Source organism: Micromonospora sp. WMMA1998, assembly GCF_027497375.1.
Lineage (GTDB): Bacteria > Actinomycetota > Actinomycetes > Mycobacteriales > Micromonosporaceae > Micromonospora > Micromonospora sediminicola.
The window spans coordinates 6,135,038-6,156,709 of the sequence record NZ_CP114911.1 but is presented as its reverse complement, the minus strand read 5'-3'; the positions used below and the strand labels follow the sequence as shown (position 1 = coordinate 6,156,709).

The following is a 21,672-nucleotide window of genomic DNA, read 5'->3' as shown; positions in this document are numbered from 1 at the left end:
GAACATGCCCCTTTCAGGCTCGTCGGAATCGTGCGCGGACGGAGTTGCGGGTCAGTCGCCCCGGACCCGGGGTCGACGGTGGTCAGTCAGTCGCAGGCCGACGCCGCGTACCGCCACCACGGTGACCCCGGTGCCCAACCCGTCGAGCTTGCGGCGCAGCCGCTTGACCAGGGACTGCACGTCGGCCCGGCGCTGCGTCGGCGCGTCGTGCCAGACCGCGCGGTGCAGCTCGGCATAGCTCCACACCCGCACCGGCTCGGCGGTCAGGCAGGTCAGCAGGTCCCGCTCCAGCCGGGTGAGCGCGACCTCCCGGTCACCCCACCGGGCGGTCGAGCGAGCCGTGTCGATCACCAGCGCGCCGTCGGGCACGGTCCGGGCCGCCGTCGCGGTGTCCGGCAGGGGCCCCGGCCGGACACCCTCACCGGGATTGATCAACTCGCGCAGCTCGTCCAGGTCGGCGACGATCAGCAACGGCGCGACGCCGTCCAGCAGCTCGGTGAGCCGCAACCGTTCCGCCGGTGACGGCGTGACGCCGATGACCAGCGAGAAGGGACGGTCCGCCGGGTCTGCGCCGGCGGTCGTCGCGCTCGTGTCGTCGTTCGTCACCGCACCCCACCGTGACAGTCACTGTCAACCGGCCCGCGATCAGAGGGCCTGTTGGTGACAAGTTGCTCACGTACGGTCATTGATCGTCCTTCGGTGTCGATCATAGTGTCCATTCAGGTGGCCGGCGTAGACCCGCACGGCGCCCAGGGGGCCTGGGGGGTTCGTCTCAAACCGGAGTGACCAGTCGGGAGCGCAGCTCCTGGCCCTTCTGTCATGGCTCGACCATCCGCGGGTCATCGGAGGAGGAGGCAGCACCGATGCTGAGACGTCCACACCGAAGGGACCTGGCCCGGCGGCTGGTGAGCGCGGGGGCCGCCCTGGTGCTCGCCGCGACCGCACTGGCCGCCACCGGCACCGGAGCACAGGCGCAGGCCGGTACGGGCGCCGGCGCCACGGCCGGCGACAAGATCCGCCCCGAACTCACCCGGCAGCTCCAGGGCAAGAGCGAGGGCGACTTCTGGATCCACTTCTCCGCCCGGGCCGACCTGGGCAAGGCCGCCGCGACCAAGGACTGGAACCAGCGCGGCGCCGCCGTCGCGGCGGCGCTGCGCAAGACCGCCGCCGACAGCCAGGGGAAGATCCGCGCCGAGCTGGACCGCTCCGGCACGAAGTACCAGACGTTCTGGGCGACCAACGCCATCAAGGTCACCGGCGGCTCGTTGACCATGGCGCAGAACTTCGCCGCCCACGCCGAGGTGGACGGCATCTACGCCCCGGTCGAGTACAAGCTGCCCGAGACCACCCCGGGCACCGACGAGAAGGCGCCCAACGCCCTGGAGTGGGGCATCGCCAACATCAACGCCGACGACGTCTGGTCCCAGTACGGCGTGAAGGGCGCCGGCATCACCGTGGCCAGCATCGACAGCGGGGTGCAGTTCGACCACCCGGCGCTGGTCAACTCCTACCGGGGCAACAACGGTGACGGCACCTTCGACCACGACTACAACTGGTTCGACGCGGCCGGCGAGTGCGCCACCGCGCCGTGCGACTCCGACGGCCACGGCACGCACACCATGGGCACCATGGCCGGCGCGGACGGCGCGAACCAGATCGGCGTCGCCCCCGAGGTCAAGTGGATCGCCGCGAACGGCTGCTGCCCGACCGACGCCGCCCTGATCTCCTCCGGGCAGTGGATGCTGGAGCCCACCGACCTCAGCGGCCAGAACCCGGACGCCAGCAAGCGGCCGAACATCATCAACAACTCGTGGGGCACCACGGCGCCGTCCAACGAGCCGTTCATGGAGGACGTCACCGACGCGTGGACCGCCTCCGGCATCTTCGGCGTCTGGTCCAACGGCAACAACGGCCCGTCCTGCCAGACCAGCGGCTCGCCGGGCAGCCTGGCCAGCAACTACTCGGCCGGCGCGTACGACATCAACAACAACATCGCCAGCTTCTCGTCCCGGGGCACCGGGCAGAACGGCGAGATCAAGCCGAACATCTCGGCCCCCGGCGTGAACGTCCGCTCCAGCGTGCCGACCAACTCGTACGCCAGCATCAGCGGCACCTCGATGGCGGCGCCGCACCTGGCCGGCGCGATCGCGCTGCTCTGGTCGGCGGCGCCCACCCTGGTCGGTGACGTCGCGGCGACGCGAGCCCTGCTCAACGACACGGCGACCGACAAGGCCGACACCCAGTGCGGCGGCACCACGGACGACAACAACGTCTACGGCGAGGGCCGGCTGGACGCGCTCGCGCTCATCGCCGCCGCCCCGATCGGGGACAACGGCACGCTGGCCGGCACGGTCACCGACGCGGCCACCGGCGCCGCGATCGCCGGCGCGACGGTCACCCTGACCGGCGCGGCGGACCGCACGCTGACCACCGGCGCCGACGGCACGTACTCCTCGCTGCTGCCGGCCGGCGACTACCAGGTGGTGGTCTCCGCCTTCGGCTACGCGAGCCGCACCCTCTCCGCGACCGTCACCAAGAACACGACCACGACGCTCGACGTGGCGCTGAGCGCGGTGCCGAGCGTCACCATCGGCGGTCAGGTCACCGACGGGTCCGGACACGGCTGGCCGCTCTACGCGAAGGTGAGCGTCGAGGGCACGCCGATCTCCGACTACACCACGCCCGCCACCGGCCGCTACAGCCTGACGCTGCCGTCCGGGTCGACCTACCGGCTCACGGTGGAGTCGCAGTACGCCGGCTACCTGACCGTCACCAAGGAGGTCACGGTCGGCGCCGGCAACCTCACCGCCAACATCGAGGTGCCGGCGGACCCGGAGGCGTGCACCACGGCGCCCGGCTACACCGTCAGCTCCGACGGCGAGTACGAGACGTTCGACGGCACGGGCGTTCCGGACGGCTGGTCCGTGGTGGACAACGCCGGCACCGGCCAGGTCTGGGAGTTCAGCGACAGCGGTGAGCGCGGCAACCTGACCGGCGGCAGCGGCAACTTCGCCATCATCGACAGCGACAACTACGGCAGCGGCGGGCAGCAGGACACCTCGCTGGTCAGCCCGGTCGTCGACCTGACCGGGGTGAGCGCGCCGGTGATCCGGTTCAACCAGGACTACAACTGGCTGAACAGCGACCGCGCGGACGTGGACCTGAGCCTCGACGGCGGTGCCACCTGGAGCAACGTGCTCCGGCAGGCGGCCGACGTGCGCGGCCCGAAGGTGACCGAGATAGCGATTCCGCAGGCGGCGAACCAGTCGCAGGTGCAGGTGCGCTTCCACTACTACAACGCCAGCTGGGAGTGGTGGTGGGAGGTCGACAACGTGCTGATCGGCAGCAAGCTCGTCTGCAAGCCGGTCGCCGGCGGCCTGGTGCTGGGCCACGTGCGCGACAAGAACGACAACGGCTACGTCAACGGGGCCACCGTGACCAGCAAGGACCGCCCGGCGGAGAAGGCCACCACGGTCGCCACCCCGGACGACACCGAGCTGCCGGACGGCTTCTACTGGATGTTCTCGTCGCTGACCGGCAGGCACCCGTTCACCGCCAGCGCCGGCAACTACGTCAGCCAGACCAAGCAGGTCACGGTCGAGGCGGACTGGGCCACCGCGGCGAACTTCCAGCTCGCCGCCGGCCGGCTGTCGGTGCAGCCGACCTCGCTGACCGGAACGGCCCGGATGCCGAGCGGGAAGGTCAGCAGGACGTTCACCGTGACCAACACCGGCGGGGCGCCGGTCGACGTCGAGTTCGGTGAGCGCGACGGCGGGTTCGTCCTGCAACGGGCCGACGGTTCCCAGCTGTCCGAGCAGGCGCTGCTCGGCTCGACCGGCGCGCCGGCGCAACGGCTGACCGCCGCCACGTCGTTCGCCGCCCGCTCGTCCGGCAAGTCGTCCACGGGCGTGACCCCGGCGGCCGGCCCGCAGGCGGACCCCTGGACCGCCATCCCGGGTTACCCGGCGAACGTGATGGACAACCGGGTCGTCACCGTCGACGGCAAGATCTACTCGATCGCCGGTGGCGACGGCACCACCTCCAGCGCGAAGAACTACCGGTACGACCCGGTCGCGCAGACCTGGTCCGGCATCGCCGACCTGCCCGGCGCCCGCAACGCCGTGACGGCCGGCGTGCTCGACGGCAAGATCATCGTCAGCGGCGGCTGGGGCGCTTCCGGGCCCGACGGCGCCACCTGGTCGTACGACCCGGCGGCGAACACCTGGACCGCGCGGGCGAGCAACCCGGCACCCCGGGCGGCGGCGGGTCAGGCGGTCGCGGGCGGCAAGCTGTACGCGATCGGCGGCTGCACCACGGCCAGCTGCCTGCCGATGTCCAACTCGGTGGTCCGCTACGACCCGGGCGCGGACACCTGGGAGACGTTGCCCGCCTACCCGAAGTCGGTGGCGTTCCTGTCCTGCGGCGGGATCGACGGCACCGTCTACTGCACCGGCGGCAACGACGGGACGGTGTCGCAGAAGGCCGGGTACGCCTTCGACCCGGGCGCCAACGCCTGGACCCCCATTCCGGACGCGCCGGCCGACAGCTGGGCCGCCTCGTACGCGGTGGCGAACGGCAAGCTGCTGGTCGTCGGCGGGTCGCAGGGCGGGGCCATCACCAACGCCGGCTTCGCGTTCGACCCGGCGACCAACTCGTGGGCCAACCTGCCCAACGCCAACGCGCCCCGCTACCGGGGCGGCGCGGCCTGCGGGTTCTACAAGGTCGGCGGCTCGTCGGGCGGCTTCACGGCCACCAAGGACAGCGAGGTCCTGCCCGGCTTCTCGGAGTGCGCCGAGGGTGCGGCCGACGTCAGCTGGCTGACCGTCGACAAGTCGAAGGTTCCCCTGGCGCCCGGTGAGAAGGTCACCGTCACGGTCGGCATGACCGCGAACGTCGACCAGCCGGGCACCTACTCGGCGTCCGTGGTGATCAAGGAGAACACGCCGTACACGGTGCCGCCGGTGGCGGTCACCATGATCGCGCAGCCGCCGACCACCTGGGGCAAGCTGTCCGGGACGGTCTCCGGCAGGAGTTGCCAGGGCGCCACGGCGCCGCTGCCGGGCGCGACCGTCCAGGTCGACTCCTGGGCGAACTCCTACACCTTCACGACCGACGCCGACGGCCGGTACGCCTACTGGATGGACCGGCGCAACAACCCGCTCACGCTGATCGTCGCCAAGGACGGCTGGAAGCCCCAGACGCGCCAGACGAAGATCAACTCCGCCACGCCCACCGTGGAGGACTTCACCCTCTCCCCCACCCGCTGCTGACCCGAACGGCAAACCGATCGGCCCGCCCGGTGCCCCGCACCGGGCGGGCCGCTCCACCTCCACCCACCCCGACCTCGGTCAGGACGGGGTGAGGCGGAAGCCGACTCCTCGGACGGCGTGGATCGTGGCGGGAGCGCCCAGGCGGCCGAGCTTGTGCCGGATCCGGCGGACCACGGAGTGCATGTCGGAGCCCCGGCCGAGGTGGTCATTGCCCCACACCGCCCGGTGCAGCCGGGCGTACGTCCAGACCTGGCCGGGGGTCCCGGCGAGACAGACGAACAGGTCGTGCTCCAGCGGCGTCAGCCCGACCTCCCGCTCCCGCCAGCGCAACACCCGCCGGTCGGAGTCGACGGCCAGGTCCAGCCCCGGCGTTCCGGCGGGCTCGGCGTCCCCGGCCGGGGCGAGCGGTGCCGGCGGCCGGCGGACCAGGTCGAGGAACCGGCGCGCCTGGTTGGCGCTGGAGACGATCAGGAACGATTCGGTGCCGCCGAGCAGTTGGGCGAGCTGCCGGCGCTCGGCCGACGAGGACGCGATGCCGATGACCAAGGACGGTATCCCTGTCATCCGTTCCCACCTTTCCGGCAGGCCGTGGCGCAGCGCCGAGCAATTACCCGCGCCCATTCCGGCGCCGGCGATCGGGCCGTTCACCGGGCGCGGCGGTTGCGGGGCGCCGGGCGCGGCGAACGACGTGAGGCGTGCTGGAGCTGCGGTTTCGTGAGGCTTCGGGGCGAGCTACCGGGGATCATATAGCCGTGCACCGATGATTGGTATAGCAGTTAACGTCGATGTAACTGCGGTCGGCAAGATGACCGGCAGAAATTGCGTCACCGCCTGTCGGGGAGCCGACGGGCCGGTACCGATGAGAACCGGCCCGTACCCCGGTCCAATCCGCGTGACCACGCTCCTGCTCGTCCTGGCCGGCGGCACGCTGACCCGCGCGGACGTGGCCGTCCGTTGTGCCGAGCTGGCCGAGGCGCTGCGGGGCCGGGGCCGCGGCGTGGTGGTCTGCGACGTCTCCGGCGTGACCCGGCCGGACCTGGTCACGGTCGAGACGTTGGCGCGGCTGGGCCTGACCGCGCGCCGGTTCGGGTGGCGTCTGGAGGTCCGTGGCGCGGGCGTCGACCTATGCGACCTGGCCGGCCTGCTCGGGCTGGCCGGCGCCCTCCTCGAGCCGGGCCGGCAGGCCGAAGAGCGGGAACAGGCGGTCGGTGTCGAGGAAGTGGTTGAGCGACGTGATCCGGCCGCCGGAGAGCCCCAACACGATCAGCGACCAGGGCACGTGCCCTGAGTCCGGGTCGCGCCGGTACTGCCCGAACGCCGGCATGCCGTTGGCCGCCACCGGCACCAGGCGGGAGCCGCGGCACCCGCTGCCCGTACCGGTCATCCAGGCCGTGATGTCGTCGGGACCGCGCAGCCACAGCGGCACCGGCGGCATCGACAGGGTCGCGTCCTCGTGCAGCAGCGCGGTGAGCGCCGTCAGGTCGTACGCCTCGAACGCGCGCACGTAGCGGGCCAGCAGCGCCTGCTGCTCCTCGTCGAGGGGACGGCGCGCCTCGGCGCCGGTGTCGGCGGACGCGATGGTGGCCCGGGCCCGTTGCAGGGCGCTGTTGACGCTCGCCACCGAGGTGTCGAGCAGCTCCGCGACCTCCTGGGCCGACCAGGCCAGCACCTCCCGCAGGATGAGCACGGCGCGCTGCTTCGGCGGCAGGTGCTGCAACGCCGCGACGAAGGCCAGCCGGACCGACTCCCGCCCGGCGACCACCTCGGCCGGGTCGCCGGCGGAGGGCAGGACCCGGTCGTCCGGCACCGGGCCGAGCCAGATCTGCTCCGGTCGTGGCTCGCCGGGGTGGGTCGCGGTGCCGCTGCCGGCCGGGCCGAGGTCCATCGGCCGAACCCGCCGCTGCGCGCTGGCGGCCATGTTCAGGCAGACGTTCGTCGCGATCCGGTACAGCCAGGTCCGCAGCGCGGACCGCCCCTCGAACCGGTCGAAGTTGCGCCAGGCCCGGACAAAGGTGTCCTGCACCGCGTCCTCGGCCTCGAAGGCCGAGCCCAGCATGCGGTAGCAGTAGCCGGTCAGCTCCGGCCGGTACGCCTCGAGTTGCGTCTCGACAGGGACGCTCGCCACGTCGCTCACCCCGCCGAAACTAGCCCACATGCTGCGCGAACGCGAACACCCGAAGACCCGGGGCCGGAACACCGATGAGTCCGCCCGTCCCGGCCGGTCCACAGTTCGTCAGCACGGAACACACGAGGAGCACGAGATGAGCACGACGCAGCGCAGCGCCGAGACCACCGCACCGGGGCGGTACGCCGACGTCAACGGCGTCCACCTCTACTACGAGACGCACGGGGCGGGCCGCCCGATGATCCTGCTGCACGGCGGCCTGATGTCGGGCGAGCTGTTCGCGCCGATCCTGCCCACGTTGACCGCCACGCACCAGGTGATCCTGGTCGACCTGCAGGGCCACGGCCGCACCGCCGACGTCGACCGGCCGCTCGACATGGCGCTGATGGCCGACGACGTCGCCGCGCTCATCGACCACCTCGGGCTGGACCGGCCCGACCTGGTCGGCTTCTCGCTCGGCGGCGGCGTCGCGATGCACGTGGCCTTCCGGCACCCGGAGAAGGTGGGCCGGCTGGTCTCCGCGTCGGCGCACATCCGGCGCGACGCCGTCTACCCCGAGATGCTCGCGCAGCAGGGCCAGGTCACCGGCGCGGCGGCCGAGTTCATGAAAGACACCCCGATGTACGAGCTGTACCAGCGGGTCGCGCCGCGTCCGGAGGACTTCCCCCGGCTGCTCGACAAGATCGGCGAGGCGATGGCGCAGGACTTCGACCTCACCGAGCAGGTGCGCGGCCTGCGGGTGCCGACGCTGATCGTCGCCGCCGACGCGGACATGGCCCCGCCGAGCCACTACGTCGAGGTGTTCAGGCTGCTCGACGGCGGCCTGCGGGACGGCGGCTGGGGTGGCGAGGGCCGCCCGGCGGGTGGGCACGCGCTGGCGATCCTGCCCGGCCTGACCCACTACGACATCGACCAGTCTCCGTTGTTCGCCGCCGTCACGCTGGCCTTCCTCGACCAGCCCCGCTGACCGCCGTCGGAGTGGGGTCGATCCGCTCGGACTGCCAGTTGCGCAGCGCGGTCTTGATCCGGCGGTTCTCGGCGGTGGCGATGCGGAGTTGGCGGGTTCGTTCGGTGAGTTCGTAGGTGAGACGGTGCAGGATGGCATCGACGTCCTCGGTGCGGTATCCGCGCCGCAGTGGTGGGCTCAGCGGCAGGTCGATCGTGTCGATCCGGGCGGGCGTGAGCGGTCCGGCGAGGGCGTTGCGGCTGCGGTAGACGGCCATCACCGCTGCCCGATCACCGGTAGGTGCACGTGCTCGGCGAGCACGCCGGCGATGGTGAGCCAGCGGCGGGCGGCGGCGAGCATGGCGGGTGGGCCGCAGACGTGCACGTGCTGGCCGGGCCGGTGGTGATAGGTGGCCAGGGCGATCGCGGTGCCGTGTTCGGCGGGTGCGGCGTCGGGGTCGTCGGAGAAGGCGGGCACGATGGTCAGCCAGTCGTGGGCCTGTTGGAGCTTGTCCAGCGCGATCGCGTCGTACAGTTCGGTGAACGTGCGGGCGCCGACGATCAGGGTGACCCGCCGGCAGCCGGGCGTCGCGGTGATCTGTTCGGTGAGGGCGCGAAGCGGTGCCAGGCCGGTGCCGCCGGCGACCAGGAGCAGATCAGCGTTGTGATCGTCGGTGAGTTCCAGACCGCTGTCGGCGGGCGCCCCGAGGTGCAGCAGGTCACCGGGGCGTACCTCGTGCACGAGGCAGCCGGAGACGGACCCGGCGGGCAGGGCACGGACGTGGAACTCCAGCGTGCCGTCCGGACGGGGCATGGTGGCCGGGGACAGCCACCGCCATCGTCCCGGCCGGCGCGGTGCGTGCACCGGAATCGCCTGGCCGGGTCGGTAGGGCAGCCGTCGCCACGGCCGTACCGTCAGCACGGCGATGCCGTCGGCGGGCCGGTCGTGGTCGATCACCTCGACCGGCCACCACGGCGGACCGTCGCCGACGCGGGCGGCGGTGCGCTCGATCAGTCGCCAGGCCCGCCACCAGCGCAGGCCGGGCGCGGGCAGCAGGGCGCCGCCGATCGCCGCCGCGTGCCACGGTCGCAGGCCGAAGCCGCGGTACGCGGACCCGAGCACCCGCAGCAACGCCACCCGCCCGGCGCGGTCGTCACCGCCTTCGAGCAGCCGCAGCAGGCCGGCGTGCAGGAGCGGTGCGTCGCGTTCCGGCAGCAGCCCCGGGCAGCGGTCCTGCACGGCCGCCCAGAACCGGTGCGCCTCGTCGGTCATGAAAGCTGGCCCGGGCCGAAGCCGGCCGCGTGCAGCGTGGCGTGACCCCAGCGGGCCAACCGGCACGGGTACGGGACACGCTCGCTGCGGCACAGCGGCCCCTGCGGCCAGCGCTCCGGCACGTGCACGCGCACGGCCAACGCCGCGACGAGCACATCCTCGTCGGTGACCGGGGTCGGAACAGGGAAGTCGGCGAGTGGCGCGGACATCGGCGGGTACCTCCGGCGTCGGATCGGATGACGAGATGTCGGGGTGGCGGCGTGAGACGCGGTCATCGGTCGTCCGGGGCGTCCGGGCGGTGGCGGCGGCAGGAGTGGTGCCGGGACTGCCACTGCCGGAGCACCTGACGTGCCCGTTCGCTCTCGAATCTCGCGGTGGTCAACTCGCGGCTCAGGCGGTCGAGTTCGTCCGCCACCCGGTCGAGGTGGTCACGTACCTGACCGGGATCCAGCCCTCGCCAGCGCCGGTCGAAGACCACAGCCCGGACGTGGTACGGAAGCAGGCGTTTCGCGGTGGCGTGGATCATCGCGCCTCCTGTCGAGAGGGGACCGACACCGGGCGGGCACCGGGATGAGGTTCGGGAGGTGGTGCCCGCTCCGGGCGGACGCTGCCGCATCGCGGCAGGCATCACGATGGTCAATTCAATGCTGGCCCAAAGCAATGTTTTGCAGGAGAATGCGAACCAAGGGATGAGGTGCCTTACGCGACAGCAGCGAAGGAGATGACGTGGACGACTCGGGAAGCACCGTCCCGCGTAGGCAACTCGGCAGATATCTGAGGGAGATTCGCGAGGAAGCGCACGTCACGGTGAGCGCGGCGGCCAAGGAACTGGAATGGTCGACCCCCCGGATCTGGCGTTACGAAACGGGCCAGGTCTCCATGCATCCGAACGACGTGGAGGCGATGTGCCGCGTTTACGGCGCGTCCCGCGAAACGATCGAGACGATGCGGGCGCTGGCCCGGGAAACCAAGGCCCACGGCTGGTGGCACAGTTACGGCGAGGCGGTCGAAGACTGGTTCAAGTTGTACGTGGGCCTGGAAGCGGCAGCAACGAAGATCCGCAAGTACGAAGCCGACCTGATCCCAGGACTGCTGCAGACGGTTGAGTACATGCGCGAACTGATTGCGGTCGACCAGCCCGGCCTGTCGGAGACCGAACGTCAAGCGAAGGTCGATGTTCGGCTGCGCCGACAACGATTGTTGGCTCGCGCGGTACCGAAGGCGCCCCACCTGGACCTGGTCCTCAGTGAGGCGGTCCTTCGACGGCCGCTGCGCGACCGGTCCGCAATGGTCCGTCAATTGGACTCACTCGTGGTGAATGGTCGGCGGCACAACATCCGCCTTCGCGTGCTGCCGTTGGACGCAGGACTGTCTCGTTGGGCGTCCACTGGCACCTTCACGATGCTCGACTTTCCGACCGAGGTCCGGGAGCCCGAGCCGACCACGATCTACATGGACGGCCCGTGCGGCGCCGTCTACCTCGACAAGACGCACGAGATGCAGATCTACGAAGATGCTTGGCGTTCACTCGTCGAGCGGGCGCTCGATGAAGACGAATCCCGTGAGCTGATCACGGAGATCGCGAAGGAGATGACCCATGGGACGTGACGGGGTGTGGCGCAAGTCGTCCCGATCCGGTAGCAACGGCGACTGCGTCGAGGTGGCGGGCTTCGCTGACGCGGTGGGGGTGCGGGACACCAAGGATCGGCAGGGGCCGGCGTTGAGCTTCGCCCCGGCGAGCTGGGCCCGGTTCGTCGCGGCCACCCGCGCCGGCCGCTTCGACAACGGGGCCTGACCGGTGACCGCGAGTCGGGTGCCGATGCCTCGGCGCCCGACTCAGCCGGGGCCGTTCAGGCGACCGGCAGTCCGCGAGCCCCTGTCCGGCGGGCTGCCCCACCGCCTTCCCGACACTACGATGCGAGCGTGACTCAGGTTCGGGGTCCGTACCCGATGGTTGCCGCCGTGGTGGTCGTGGTGCTGCTCGGTGCGGGTGTGGCCTGGGGCGTCGACGGCGCGCTGGGCCTCAGTCACACCCCGGCGGACGTGCCACGGGAGACGGCCGTCTCCGCGCCCGTCCGGACCCCGGGGGCGGTGCCGCCGGTGACCTCCGTGCTGGTGCCGGACCAGTCGCGCGCGGTCAAGGCCGCCGAGGCGGTGGCCGACGCGCTCGTCGCCCGGGGGCGGCACCGCCCCACGGTCACCCCGACCCGCACCCCGGCACCCACCCCCGCCCGGAGCCGCCCCGACCCGGGCAGGAGCGGCCCGGACGCGGACCGGCAGCGCGGACCGGACCTGTCGGCAGTCACCACGCTGCGGGCGGACCTGCGGCCCGGCGGCGCGGCCGAGTCGTACACGATCGACGCCGGCCGGTCCGCGCTGACCGTCACCGGCGACCTCGCGGGCGTCACGGCCGGGCTCTACCGGCTGGCCGACCGGATCCGCTCCGGCGCCGAGGTGCTGCCGGCGGCGGAGACGGGCCGCCCGGTCGTGCCCCGCCTGGGGCTGCGGTTGACCGACGCCGGGTCGGTCGGCCGCGAACCGGACCCGGCGGCGTTCGCGGCCGGCGACGACTACAGCCTGAACACCGACGTGGTCGCCCCGGCGCTGCTGCCCCGGGCCCCATGGGTGGACGCCGCCGCGGTGGCCCGGATCGACGCGCAGTTCCGGCAGTTCGTCGACCACGCCGTCGCTCGGGGCTACAACGGCGTCGTGGTGCCCGGCTTCCTGGAGTACGTCACGTTCGCCGGCGTCGGCGACGGGCACGCCGTCTATCCGGCCGGGGACCCGCACGTCGACCGGGCCCGGGCGATGGTCGCGGCCTTCGCCCCGGTCTTCCGGTACGCCGACGAGATGGGGCTGCGGGTCTTCCTGCTCACCGACATGCTCGCGGTCTCGCCGCCGCTGGAGGCGTACCTGAGCCGGACGGTGGGCGGGCTGGACACCACCGACTCCCGGCTCTGGGACGTCTACCGGAGCGGGCTGACCGAACTGTTCGGGAGCATGCCGTTCGTCGCCGGGCTGATGGTCCGCATCGGCGAGGGCGGCGAGGTCTACGCCGGCAGCGGGTGGGACTACACGTCGAAGCTCGCGGTCACCACACCCACCGGCGTCCGCGCCATGCTGCGGGCGCTGCTCGACACGGCGGGACCGGCCGGCAAGGAGATCATCTTCCGCACCTGGACGGTCGGCGTCGGCGCGGTCGGCGACCTGCACACCAACCCCGACGCGTACGCCGAGGTGCTGGGCGGGTTCGACGACCCGCACCTGATCGTGTCCACCAAGTACACGCTCGGGGACTTCTACAGCCACCTGCCGTGGAACACCACCCTGCTCGGCGGCGCGCACCGGCGGATCGTCGAGTTCCAGGCCCGGCGCGAGTTCGAGGGGTTCGGCGCGCTGCCCAACGACCTCGGCCCGCTGCACCGCGACGCGCTGCGCGCGTTCCTCGCCGCGAACCCGCGCGTCGAGGGCGTGTGGAACTGGACCCAGGACGGCGGTCCGCTGCGCGCCGGGCCGATGTCGCTCTACCTGCGCACCGGCTTCTGGCAGCTCTACGACCTGAACACGGACGCGGTGGCGCGGCTGGCCTGGGACCCGGACACCGACCCGGCCCAGGTGACCGCGGAGTGGGCCTACCGGACGTTCTCCGCCGACCCGGCCACCGTCGCGGCGATCGGGCAGGCGATGGCGCTGTCCCGGGCGGCGGTGACCACGGGCCTCTACGTCGGGCCGTACGCGGACACGTCGGTGCGGGCCCTGGGGCTGGAACCGCCGCCGATGATGTGGATCTTCGAGTGGGACATCCCGACCGGTGACTCCGCCGCCCTGGACAGCATCTACGCGGTCGCCCGCGACCGGGTCGACGCGGCGGTCGCCGAGGGCGACGAGGCCGTCGCCACGGCCCGGCGGATGCGCGAGCTGGTGGCCGCCACCGACCCGGCCACGTGGCGGGACGCCGGCCTGCGGCAGCGGTTCGTCGACACGCTCGACTACCAGGTGGACCTGTTCGTCACGCTCGGCGCGTACCGGGCCATGGTGCTGCGGCACGCGCAGTGGCTGGACACCGGCGCCGACACGGCGTACGCGCAGTGGCGGTCGGCCGCCGACGCGTACCGGCAGGCGCGGGACCACCACCGGCAGCGCTACGGCGGGGACCTCGACCTGCCGGCGTACCGCTTCACCGCGGCCGACCTCGGCGCGCAGCGGGCGGACCGCGACCCGGCGATGGCCTGGGTGGCGCGGGCGCTGCTGGTCCTGGTCGTGGCCATGGTCGGGTGGGGTCTGCGGGGGCGCGGGCCGGGCGGCGCGGCGGCCCGGGCCCTGCTGCTCGGCGCGCTGCGCCCGTGGCGGCTGGCCGCGCTGCCGGCGCCCGCGTCCCGGCTGGACCGGGTGCTGGTCTGGCTCGCGCCGGTGGTGGTGCTGGTGGGAAGCCGGCTGGCGTTCACCTGGTTCGCCGCGCCCGCGCACCTGCTGGTCACGCTCGGCGGGTGGGCGCTGTTCGCGCTGGTCGCCCGGCTGACGGTGGGCCGGCGGGACCCCTTCCACCTGTGGGCGGTGCTGGGCGGGGTGGCGGTGCTGCGCAGCGCCCTGCTGCTGACGGTGCTGGCCGGACGCGGGCCGGGCCGCTACTGGTTCGTGTTCTGGACCGCGCCGGCCCGCCGCGCGGTCTACCTGACCGTGGCGGTGGCGGCGTTCTGCTGGCTGTTCGTGGCGACCGCCGTGGTGCTGCGCGACCGCTACGGGCTGGCCCGCCGCCGCGCGGTGGGGCGGACGCTCACCGCCGCCGGGGTGCCGCTGGCGGTGCTCGCCGGGCTGGTCGCGTCGGTCGGCGCGGAACGGGCGCTGACCGTGTGGAACGACCAGACGGCGCTGCTGCCGTGGGGGTTGTCCCGGATCCTCGGCATCACCGTCTACCTGGGCGTCCCGGTGGACCTGCCCGGGTACGCGGCCGGCGCCGGGGTGGTCCTGGCCGCCGCCGGGCTGCTGCTGTCGGTCGGTCGTCAGGTCAGCGGGGACGGCGACTCCGCGCCGGGCAGCAGCAGCCGGGGCGTGCCGGAGCCGTCGGCCGGCACCGACCAGACGTCCGGGCTGCCGTCGTCCTGGCGCAGCGTGTAGGCCAGCGTCGCGCCGTCGAGCCAGGCGGCCTGGTCGTCCACGCTCGCCCGCTCGGCGGTGGCGGTCACCCGCATGGTGCGCAGGTCGAGCACGGACAGCCGCCAGCCCTTCGCCGGGTCGGCGTCGACCGCCTCCTTGAACGCGATCCGGGTGCCGTCCGGCGACAGGGACGGGCACTCGACGTTCTCCCGTACCGTCGTCACGGTCCGGGCGGCGGCGTCGCCCCGGACCAGCCAGCGCTTCCCGGCGGTGGACATGGTGGCGTAGAACGCGGTGTCGTCGCCCGCGAACGTGACGCCCCAGAAGTTGACGTCGGCGCTGCGGTAGGGCCGGCCGTCGCGCCGGATCGCGAAGTCCTCCAGCGTGGTGACGGTCGCGCCGGTACGAGTGTCGAGGAAGCCGGTGCGGGTGGAGAAGCCGCTGCTGGTGTAGGAGTCCCCGCCGACGAACGTGGTCCAGGAGACCATCCGGCCCGAAGCCGACACCCGGGCCCGGTTGGGCAGCCCCGGTACGTCCAACCGCCGGGTCGGGCGCAGCTCCGCGTCGAGCACCACCACCCGGTACGACCACGGGCTGCTCGGGGCCAGGCAGACCCCGGTGCCGGCGGCCGCGTACACCCGCAGGCACTCCGTGTCGGAGACGGCGCGCGGGCCGGCGGGGTCGGCCAGCGCGGCGGTGGAGACGTGCCGGTCGGTGACGGCGAGCAGCCGGGGTCCGGGGCGCAGCGTGACCGCGCGGTCGGCGGCCGACGCGGGCGCCGGGGCGGGGCGCGCCGACACGACGGCGTAGCCGGCGGCCGACGCCCCCAGGACGACCACCGCGGCGGCCAGCGTGGCGAGCTTCGCGCGCATCGACGTCATCGGGGCGACCTCCCGGGCAGCGGGGCGAGCAGGAACACGCTGACCAGCAGCGCGGCGACGACGGCCAGGGCCGCGACGCCGCTGGCCGCGCGCGGGCCCCAGACCTGCCAGGCGAGGCCGAACAGGACCGAGGAGACCAGGTATGCCAGCGCCTGACCGGTCTGCACGAGCGCGATGCCGGTGGTGCGGACGCGGGCCGGCAGCACCGGGCCGGCGAGCGCGATCAGCACGCCGTCGGTGGCGGCGTAGAACAGGCCGTAGAGCGCGAGCGTGAGCACGAGCAGCGGCCAGCCGCGCACCGGGCCGGCGAGCAGCAGGTACGTCCCGCCGAGCGCGACGTAGCCGCCGACCACCACGGGCAGCCGGCCGACCCGGTCGGCCAGCGCGCCGAGCGGGCCGGCGAGCAGCAGGTAGGCCAGGCTGGTGCCGACCGCGAGCAGCGGGAACCAGCGCAGGCCGATGTCCTCGCGCCGTTGCAGCAGCAGGTAGACGAAGCCGTCGCCGATGGTGGCGAGTCCGAGCAGCGCGGCGGCCAGCACCAGACGGCGGGCCGGGCGGTCGCGCAGCAGGCCGGCCGCCTCGCGCACGGTGACCCGCCGCTCGTCCGTCCCGCCGGCGGGAACGGCCGGCGCCGGCCGTTCCCGCACGAAGAGCACGAGCACGACGACGGCCAGGGCGGCCACGCAGAAGCTGGTCACGAAGACCGCGTCGTAGTTCGGCCCGACGGCGAGCAGGACCGCGAACGCGACCAGCGGGCCGAGGAACGCCCCGACGCCGTCCATCGCCCGGTGCACGCCGAACGCCCGACCCAGCGCGTCGGGCGGGGTGGCCAGCGTGATCAACGCGTCGCGGGGCGCGGTGCGGATGCCCTTGCCGAGCCGGTCCACCGCGATCACCGCGCCGATCGCCGGCACCGACCGGCCGGCGAGCAGCAGCCCGAGCTTGGCCACGGCGGAGAGCGCGTACCCGGCGCCGGCGACGAGCTTGCGCCGCCGGAACCGGTCGGCCACGAAGCCGCCGACCACCCGCAGCACGGCGGTGGCGCCGGTGTACACGCCGTCGAGCACGCCGAACGCCAGCGGGCTGAGGTTGAGCCCCAGCACCAGGTACAGCGGCAGCACCGCGGTGACCATCTCGGCGGACACGTCGGTGATCAGGCTGACCGTGCCCAGGGCGAGCACGGTGCCGCCGACCCCGGCCAGGCGGCGGCGCGGCCGGTCCCCGGCGGGCGGGTCGGTCGCCGGCCGGGACACGGTCGACAGGTACACGGGCGGTCCCCTCCGGGTCGACGACGGGACGAGCAGCCATCGTGCGGGCGGCGGCCGGACACCACAACGGACGGTCGGTGCCGGCCAGGCGTGCGGCGGGCGAACGATCCACGAACATCGAGGAGTTTCCCTGCCAGGGCGTGTCGTTCACCCGGCCGTCAACCGCCGGTCCATCGACCTTCCTACATTCCGTGGGCTGTCATCACCCCCATGGAAGGGGCCCTGGATGGGCATTCGACTCCCCCGCCCGCCGGTCACGCTGGGCGCGGCCGTGCTGCTGGTCGCCGCCGGCACCGCCGCCGTGCTCACCGGTCCGGGCGCCGCGTCGGCCGCGAGCGTCACGTTCACCCCGGTCGCCGACACGTACGTGCAGAGCGACGCGGCCGGCACCAACTACGGCACCGCCACGCAGATCGTGGTGGACAACTCCCCGGTCCGCCGGATGTTCCTGCGGTTCACCGTCAGCGGCGTCAGCGGCACGATCACCAACGCCACGCTGAGGCTGCGCACGATCAGCGGCAACGACGGCAGCAACGTCGGCGGCACGGTGCGGGCGATGTCGTCCACCACCTGGTCGGAGACCGGCACCACCTGGAACAACCAGCCGGCCGTCGACGGCGCGACCATGGGCTCGATCGGGTCGGTCGGCGCCGGCAGCTGGTACGAGGTGGACGTCACCGCGGCGGTCACCGGCAACGGCACGTTCAGCTTCGGCGCCACCTCCACCAGCAGCGACGGCGCCTACCACAGCTCGCGGGAGAGCGGCGGCAACGCCCCGCAGCTGGTGATCACCACCGGCAGCACCCCACCGTCGGGTGACCCGGTGCTGGTCGGCGCCGGTGACATCAGCAACTCCGGATCCGGCGACAGCGCCACCGCGGCACTGCTCGACGGCATCCCCGGCACCGTGTTCACCACCGGTGACAACGTCTACAACAGCGGCACCGCGTCGGAGTTCAGCACCTACTACAACCCCACCTGGGGCCGGCACAAGGCGCGTACCCGCCCGTCGCCGGGCAACCACGACTACAACACCTCCGGCGCCAGCGGCTACTACGGCTACTTCGGCAGCCAGGCCGGGCCGAGCGGGCGCGGCTACTACTCGTACGACCTGGGCAACTGGCACGTGGTGTCGCTCAACTCCAACATCAGCATGTCCGCCGGCTCGGCGCAGGAGCAGTGGCTGCGGTCGGACCTGGCCGCCAGCACCAAGCCGTGCACGCTCGCCTACTGGCACCACCCGCTCTACACGTCCAGCTCGAACCACGCGCCGTCGACCGGCACCCGCCCGCTCTACCAGGCGCTCTACGACTACGACGCGGACGTCGTGGTGTGGGGTCACAACCACGTGTACGAGCGGTTCGCGCCGATGAACCCGAACGGCGGCTACGACGCCTCCCGGGGCCTGCGCAGCTTCGTCGCCGGGATGGGCGGGGCCGGCCACTACGGCTTCGGCACCATCCAGCCCAACAGCGAGGCCCGCAACAGCAGCGCGTACGGGGTCCTGAAGTTCACCCTGCACGCCGGCACGTACGACTGGCAGTTCGTGCCGGTGGCCGGTCAGACGTATCGCGACAGCGGCACCGGCAGCTGTCACTGACCCACGCCCATCGCGCCGGCCGGGCTCTCCCGGCCGGCGCGGTGTGCCACCTCCCGTCCCGGGGTACCGCAGAGTCAGGAGCACCGGTGAGGAGGACGAGATGACCGACCCCAGGTACGCACCGATCGGGCTGGCCGCCGCCGGGCGGCTGGTGCCCGACGACGGCGAGACCGGCGGCGGCGAGGTCGTCGGCGCGGACGACGCGGCGGCCGACGCCGCCCGGGCCGGCGCCGACGTGGACCTGTCCACGGCCGAGCGGGACAGCGACGGCACCCCGGTCGGGGCCGCCGACGCCGAGGCCGACCGCGAGCGGGCCGCCGACGAGTGACCGACCCCTGGGCCCCGCCACCGGTCGACGGTGGCGGGGCCGGCCACGTGTTCGCCGGCCCCGGTAATCCCCAGGTCAGCGCGTACGCGCGGCGGTACGGCGGCGGCGCAGGTACGGCAGCGCGAACAGATAGAGGCCGCTGACCAGAAGCAGGGCGAGCGGGAGCAGCGGCACGTAGGAGACCCACACGATCGGGTCCTTCTGGGCCAGCGCGACGAAGGTGATCACGACGGTCACGGTGAAGGCGATGGAGAACCAGCGGTGCAGCTGACGGATGCGCGTGTCCATGGGTGATGGCCTCCCGTCGGTGGCCTCCCCGGCGGGGACGCCCGTGCCGGAAACGCTAGGTCCGCCCACCCGCCCGAGGCTTCTCGATTCCTGACCGGTCCACGCCGCGCCGCCGCACGCCGTACACGCGACGGGTTGCCCGGCCGCCCTACCCTGCCGACAACAGCAGCCGACGCCACGGGGGCAGGCATGCAGATCATCGAACACAGCGTCATCGGCACCCGGTCCGCCGTGCTTCGTCTGCGCCGTCCCGGCAGCCAGTTGCAGTTCCTGGTGTTCCCGATGCTCCACGCGGACGTGACGGGCTCTTCGAGCTGCACGGCTACCGTCCACGCGCCGCGGAGTGGCTCACCGTTCTCGAGCGGTGAGCGCCCACCGCACCGGCGTCACCGGCGGACGGCGCGGGCGAGGTTCACCAGGGCGACGACGGTGGCCGCGCAGGCGGCGGCCATCAGCAGGACCGTCGCCGGCTGGACGGTACGCATGTGGTCGGCGCCGTTCGACAGGGCGAACCGGTACCACCCGACCGCGAGCGGGTTGAGGAGCACCGCGGCGACGGCCGTCCACCCGGTCGCGGGCGACCGCTCCTCGGCGGTCCGGGCCGGCCGGCGGACGGCCCACGTGCCGACGGCGGCGAACGTGACGAGCAGCGTGAGCAGCAGCAGGCCGACCACGGCGGGCAGCAGTTCACGCAACGGCACCAGATGGTCGAGCAACTCCGCGACGAAGCCGGCGCCATCGTGGGTGACCAGGCCGATCCGGAGGCTGTAGTTCGAGAGCGCGACGACCGTGTACGCGATGTGGACGGTCGTCAGGGCGGCGATGGCGGCCAGGGCGGCACGGCGGGCGATCACCGGCCGAGGTTAACGTCCGCTCCGTCAGCCCATGGTGCCCCTGATCTGGCCAGGCAGTCCTCGACCGGCCGAGCGGTCACGGCCACGGACTGGCCCACCGTCCTGGAGCGGTGACCGCCGTCCGACGGCTGGCCGGCGCGTGCACATCCCGAATCCCGGTCAGCCTTCGTCCTACCCTCGCAGGCATGACGATTCAGCGCATGGACAACGTCGGCATCGTCGTGGACGACCTCGACGCCGCGATCGCCTTCTTCACCGCGCTCGGCATGGAGCTGGAAGGCCGGATGCCGATCGACGGGAGCTGGGCGGGACGGGTCGTCGGGCTCGACGACATGCGAAGCGAGATCGCGATGATGCGGATCCCGGACGCGCCCGGCAAGCTCGAACTGGTGCGATACCACTCCCCGACGGCGATCATCCCGGAGCCGAGTGTCGCCCCGGCCAACACGCTGGGCCTGCACCGCGTCATGTTCGCCGTCGACGACATCGAGGAAACGCTCGCCCGTCTCCGCCCGCACGGCGCCGAACTCGTCGGCGAGGTGACGCGTTTCGAGGACGTCTTCCTGCTCTGCTACCTGCGCGGACCGAGCGGCATCGTCGTCGGGCTGGCCGAGCAGCTGACCTGAGTCACCGACGTGTCAGGCCGGTTGGCGCCGTGGAGCCGGGCGGTCGGCGCTCTCCGGTCCCGTTTCCGCTCCGGCCGACAGGGCCAGGTCCGCCACCTCGGCCGCGCACCCCCAGGAGAGCGTCACCCCCGCCCCGCCGTGTCCGTAGGCGTGCACCAGCCGCCCGTCCGCCGGGTCCACCTCGACCCGAGGCCCGCCGTGCCGCGCCGGCCGCAGCCCGATCCGCTCCCCCAGCACCGGCACGTCGGCCAGCCGGGGCACCAGTGCGACGCAGCGACGCCGGATCGCCACCGCCGCCTCCGGGTCGGGCCGGGTGTGCGCCACCCCGGGTTCGTACGTGCCGCCGAGCACCACGTCGTGGCGGCGCGGATGCACGTAGGTGATGCCGGCCGGGTCGTCCTCGTCGCGGACCGAGACGGTCAGGCCGGGGTTCGCCACCAGCAGGACGTGCCCGCGGGCCGGATGGACCGCCGGGTCGTCGGCGAGCCGGCCGGCGGCCAGGCCGGTCGCGTTGACCACCACCGGCGCGACGTCGTACGCCTCGGCGAGCGTGTCCACCGTGCGACGGACCACCCGCCCGCCACCGTTCTGCACCTGCCGGTACAGCCAGGTCAGGTATCGGTTCATCTCCACCGTCGGGGCGGTGAAACGCAACAGCGCGGTGTACGGGGTCCGGGCCGGCTCGGCCACCAGGTCACCGCAGGCGTCCGCCCACCACGGCGGCCCGTCGTACGGGTGGCGCAGCCACATCCGGGTGGGCCGGTCGACCACCCCCGGCACGCCGTCGACCGCCTGGCGGCGCAACTCGGCGTGGGTGTCCCGGGCCCACCGCAGCACCCGGGGGTCCTCGTCGGTGTGGCTCGGGTACCAGACCGCGGCGGCCACCGCGGACACGATGTCCGCCGGGTCGTGCGCGGTCAGCACGGTGACCCGGGCACCCCGCCGCTGGAGGGTGACCGCCGTCGTCATCCCGACGACCCCGCCGCCGACCACCACCACGTCCGCTGCCGTCATCGTCCGCTCCCGTCGCCCGTACCGTCGGTGTTCCGTCGATGGTGACCGCCCGGACGGCGTCCGGTCCAAGACGAATCGGGGAGCCGGCGATAAGCGGCGCTTATGA

Annotated in this window: 20 protein-coding genes; 8 read left to right on the top strand and 12 right to left on the bottom strand. The window is 73.0% G+C overall.

The annotated features are described in order from the left end of the window. Positions 1 to 51: 51 nt before the first annotated feature. A complete protein-coding gene (locus tag O7600_RS28795; RefSeq protein WP_281591496.1) occupies positions 52 to 606 on the bottom strand; it encodes a winged helix-turn-helix domain-containing protein in 555 nt (184 codons plus the stop codon). Between the two features lie 257 nt (positions 607 to 863). Between O7600_RS28795 and O7600_RS28790 the strand changes: the two genes are divergently transcribed. Beyond that, positions 864 to 5,270 carry a S8 family serine peptidase gene (locus tag O7600_RS28790; protein WP_281591495.1) on the top strand — a complete coding sequence of 1,469 codons (4,407 nt, stop codon included), beginning with the start codon at positions 864 to 866 and terminating at the stop codon, positions 5,268 to 5,270. A gap of 78 nt (positions 5,271 to 5,348) precedes the next feature. Here O7600_RS28790 and O7600_RS28785 read toward each other — a convergent pair whose 3' ends face one another. Beyond that, positions 5,349 to 5,834, bottom strand: coding sequence for a winged helix-turn-helix domain-containing protein (locus O7600_RS28785; RefSeq protein WP_281591494.1), 486 nt, complete (start codon positions 5,832 to 5,834; stop codon positions 5,349 to 5,351). 559 nt (positions 5,835 to 6,393) lie between these two features. Continuing rightward, on the bottom strand, positions 6,394 to 7,425 hold the full coding sequence (locus O7600_RS28780) for a sigma-70 family RNA polymerase sigma factor (protein WP_281591493.1): 1,032 nt from the start codon (positions 7,423 to 7,425) through the stop codon (positions 6,394 to 6,396). Positions 7,426 to 7,531: 106 nt separating this feature from the next. Between O7600_RS28780 and O7600_RS28775 the strand changes: the two genes are divergently transcribed. Further along, entirely contained in the window at positions 7,532 to 8,362 is an 831-nt protein-coding gene (locus O7600_RS28775; RefSeq protein WP_281591492.1) for an alpha/beta fold hydrolase, read from the top strand. On the opposite strand, the gene O7600_RS28770 is transcribed toward O7600_RS28775, so the two are convergent. The 4 genes from O7600_RS28770 to O7600_RS28755 all read right to left on the bottom strand — a co-directional run bounded on the left by O7600_RS28770 (position 8,331) and on the right by O7600_RS28755 (position 10,139). Further along, positions 8,331 to 8,618: a hypothetical protein gene (locus O7600_RS28770; RefSeq protein WP_281591491.1), complete on the bottom strand. Its 288-nt coding sequence runs from the start codon at positions 8,616 to 8,618 to the stop codon at positions 8,331 to 8,333. The two genes, O7600_RS28775 and O7600_RS28770, sit on opposite strands and share 32 nt — an antisense overlap. After that, positions 8,618 to 9,613, bottom strand: a complete 996-nt coding sequence (locus O7600_RS28765) for an FAD-binding oxidoreductase (protein WP_281591490.1) — start codon at positions 9,611 to 9,613, stop codon at positions 8,618 to 8,620. The genes O7600_RS28770 and O7600_RS28765 overlap by 1 nt, the downstream gene beginning before the upstream one ends. Beyond that, on the bottom strand, positions 9,610 to 9,822 hold the full coding sequence (locus tag O7600_RS28760; RefSeq protein WP_281591489.1) for a hypothetical protein: 213 nt from the start codon (positions 9,820 to 9,822) through the stop codon (positions 9,610 to 9,612). The genes O7600_RS28765 and O7600_RS28760 overlap by 4 nt, the downstream gene beginning before the upstream one ends. Positions 9,823 to 9,884: 62 nt before the next feature. Beyond that, complete coding sequence (locus O7600_RS28755; RefSeq protein WP_281591488.1) at positions 9,885 to 10,139, bottom strand: DivIVA domain-containing protein; 255 nt, start codon at positions 10,137 to 10,139, stop codon at positions 9,885 to 9,887. A 200-nt stretch (positions 10,140 to 10,339) separates the two neighbouring features. Here O7600_RS28755 and O7600_RS28750 point away from each other — a divergent pair, with 200 nt between their 5' ends. From O7600_RS28750 to O7600_RS28740, 3 genes are all read left to right on the top strand, one after another. Beyond that, positions 10,340 to 11,221, top strand: a complete 882-nt coding sequence (locus O7600_RS28750; RefSeq protein ID WP_281591487.1) for a helix-turn-helix transcriptional regulator — start codon at positions 10,340 to 10,342, stop codon at positions 11,219 to 11,221. A 4-nt stretch (positions 11,222 to 11,225) separates the two neighbouring features. Beyond that, complete coding sequence (locus O7600_RS28745; protein WP_281594292.1) at positions 11,226 to 11,408, top strand: DUF397 domain-containing protein; 183 nt, start codon at positions 11,226 to 11,228, stop codon at positions 11,406 to 11,408. Between the two features lie 128 nt (positions 11,409 to 11,536). Further along, positions 11,537 to 14,728: a hypothetical protein gene (locus tag O7600_RS28740; protein WP_281591486.1), complete on the top strand. Its 3,192-nt coding sequence runs from the start codon at positions 11,537 to 11,539 to the stop codon at positions 14,726 to 14,728. Here O7600_RS28740 and O7600_RS28735 read toward each other — a convergent pair. Together O7600_RS28735 and O7600_RS28730 are read right to left on the bottom strand one after the other, a co-directional pair. Next, a complete protein-coding gene (locus O7600_RS28735) occupies positions 14,614 to 15,588 on the bottom strand; it encodes a hypothetical protein (RefSeq protein WP_281591485.1) in 975 nt (324 codons plus the stop codon). The genes O7600_RS28740 and O7600_RS28735 overlap by 115 nt on opposite strands. Then, positions 15,585 to 16,856: an MFS transporter gene (locus tag O7600_RS28730; protein WP_281591484.1), complete on the bottom strand. Its 1,272-nt coding sequence runs from the start codon at positions 16,854 to 16,856 to the stop codon at positions 15,585 to 15,587. Before O7600_RS28730 ends, O7600_RS28735 begins: the two co-directional genes overlap by 4 nt. Before the next feature lie 226 nt (positions 16,857 to 17,082). Here O7600_RS28730 and O7600_RS28725 point away from each other — a divergent pair, with 226 nt between their 5' ends. After that, entirely contained in the window at positions 17,083 to 18,456 is a 1,374-nt protein-coding gene (locus O7600_RS28725; protein WP_281591483.1) for a DNRLRE domain-containing protein, read from the top strand. Positions 18,457 to 18,556: 100 nt separating this feature from the next. Continuing rightward, on the top strand, positions 18,557 to 18,784 hold the full coding sequence (locus O7600_RS28720; protein ID WP_281591482.1) for a hypothetical protein: 228 nt from the start codon (positions 18,557 to 18,559) through the stop codon (positions 18,782 to 18,784). A 75-nt stretch (positions 18,785 to 18,859) separates the two neighbouring features. On the opposite strand, the gene O7600_RS28715 is transcribed toward O7600_RS28720, so the two are convergent. Together O7600_RS28715 and O7600_RS28710 are read right to left on the bottom strand one after the other, a co-directional pair. Next, positions 18,860 to 19,072 (bottom strand): hypothetical protein, encoded by a 213-nt coding sequence (locus O7600_RS28715; RefSeq protein WP_281591481.1) that lies wholly within the window; start codon positions 19,070 to 19,072, stop codon positions 18,860 to 18,862. Between the two features lie 386 nt (positions 19,073 to 19,458). Then, positions 19,459 to 19,926, bottom strand: coding sequence for a hypothetical protein (locus tag O7600_RS28710; protein ID WP_281591480.1), 468 nt, complete (start codon positions 19,924 to 19,926; stop codon positions 19,459 to 19,461). A gap of 185 nt (positions 19,927 to 20,111) precedes the next feature. Between O7600_RS28710 and O7600_RS28705 the strand changes: the two genes are divergently transcribed. Then, positions 20,112 to 20,552, top strand: a complete 441-nt coding sequence (locus tag O7600_RS28705) for a VOC family protein (RefSeq protein WP_091578827.1) — start codon at positions 20,112 to 20,114, stop codon at positions 20,550 to 20,552. Between the two features lie 12 nt (positions 20,553 to 20,564). Here the strand turns inward: O7600_RS28705 and O7600_RS28700 are convergent, their stop codons facing one another. Then, positions 20,565 to 21,566: an FAD-dependent oxidoreductase gene (locus tag O7600_RS28700; RefSeq protein ID WP_281591479.1), complete on the bottom strand. Its 1,002-nt coding sequence runs from the start codon at positions 21,564 to 21,566 to the stop codon at positions 20,565 to 20,567. Between the last annotated feature and the right edge of the window lie 106 nt (positions 21,567 to 21,672).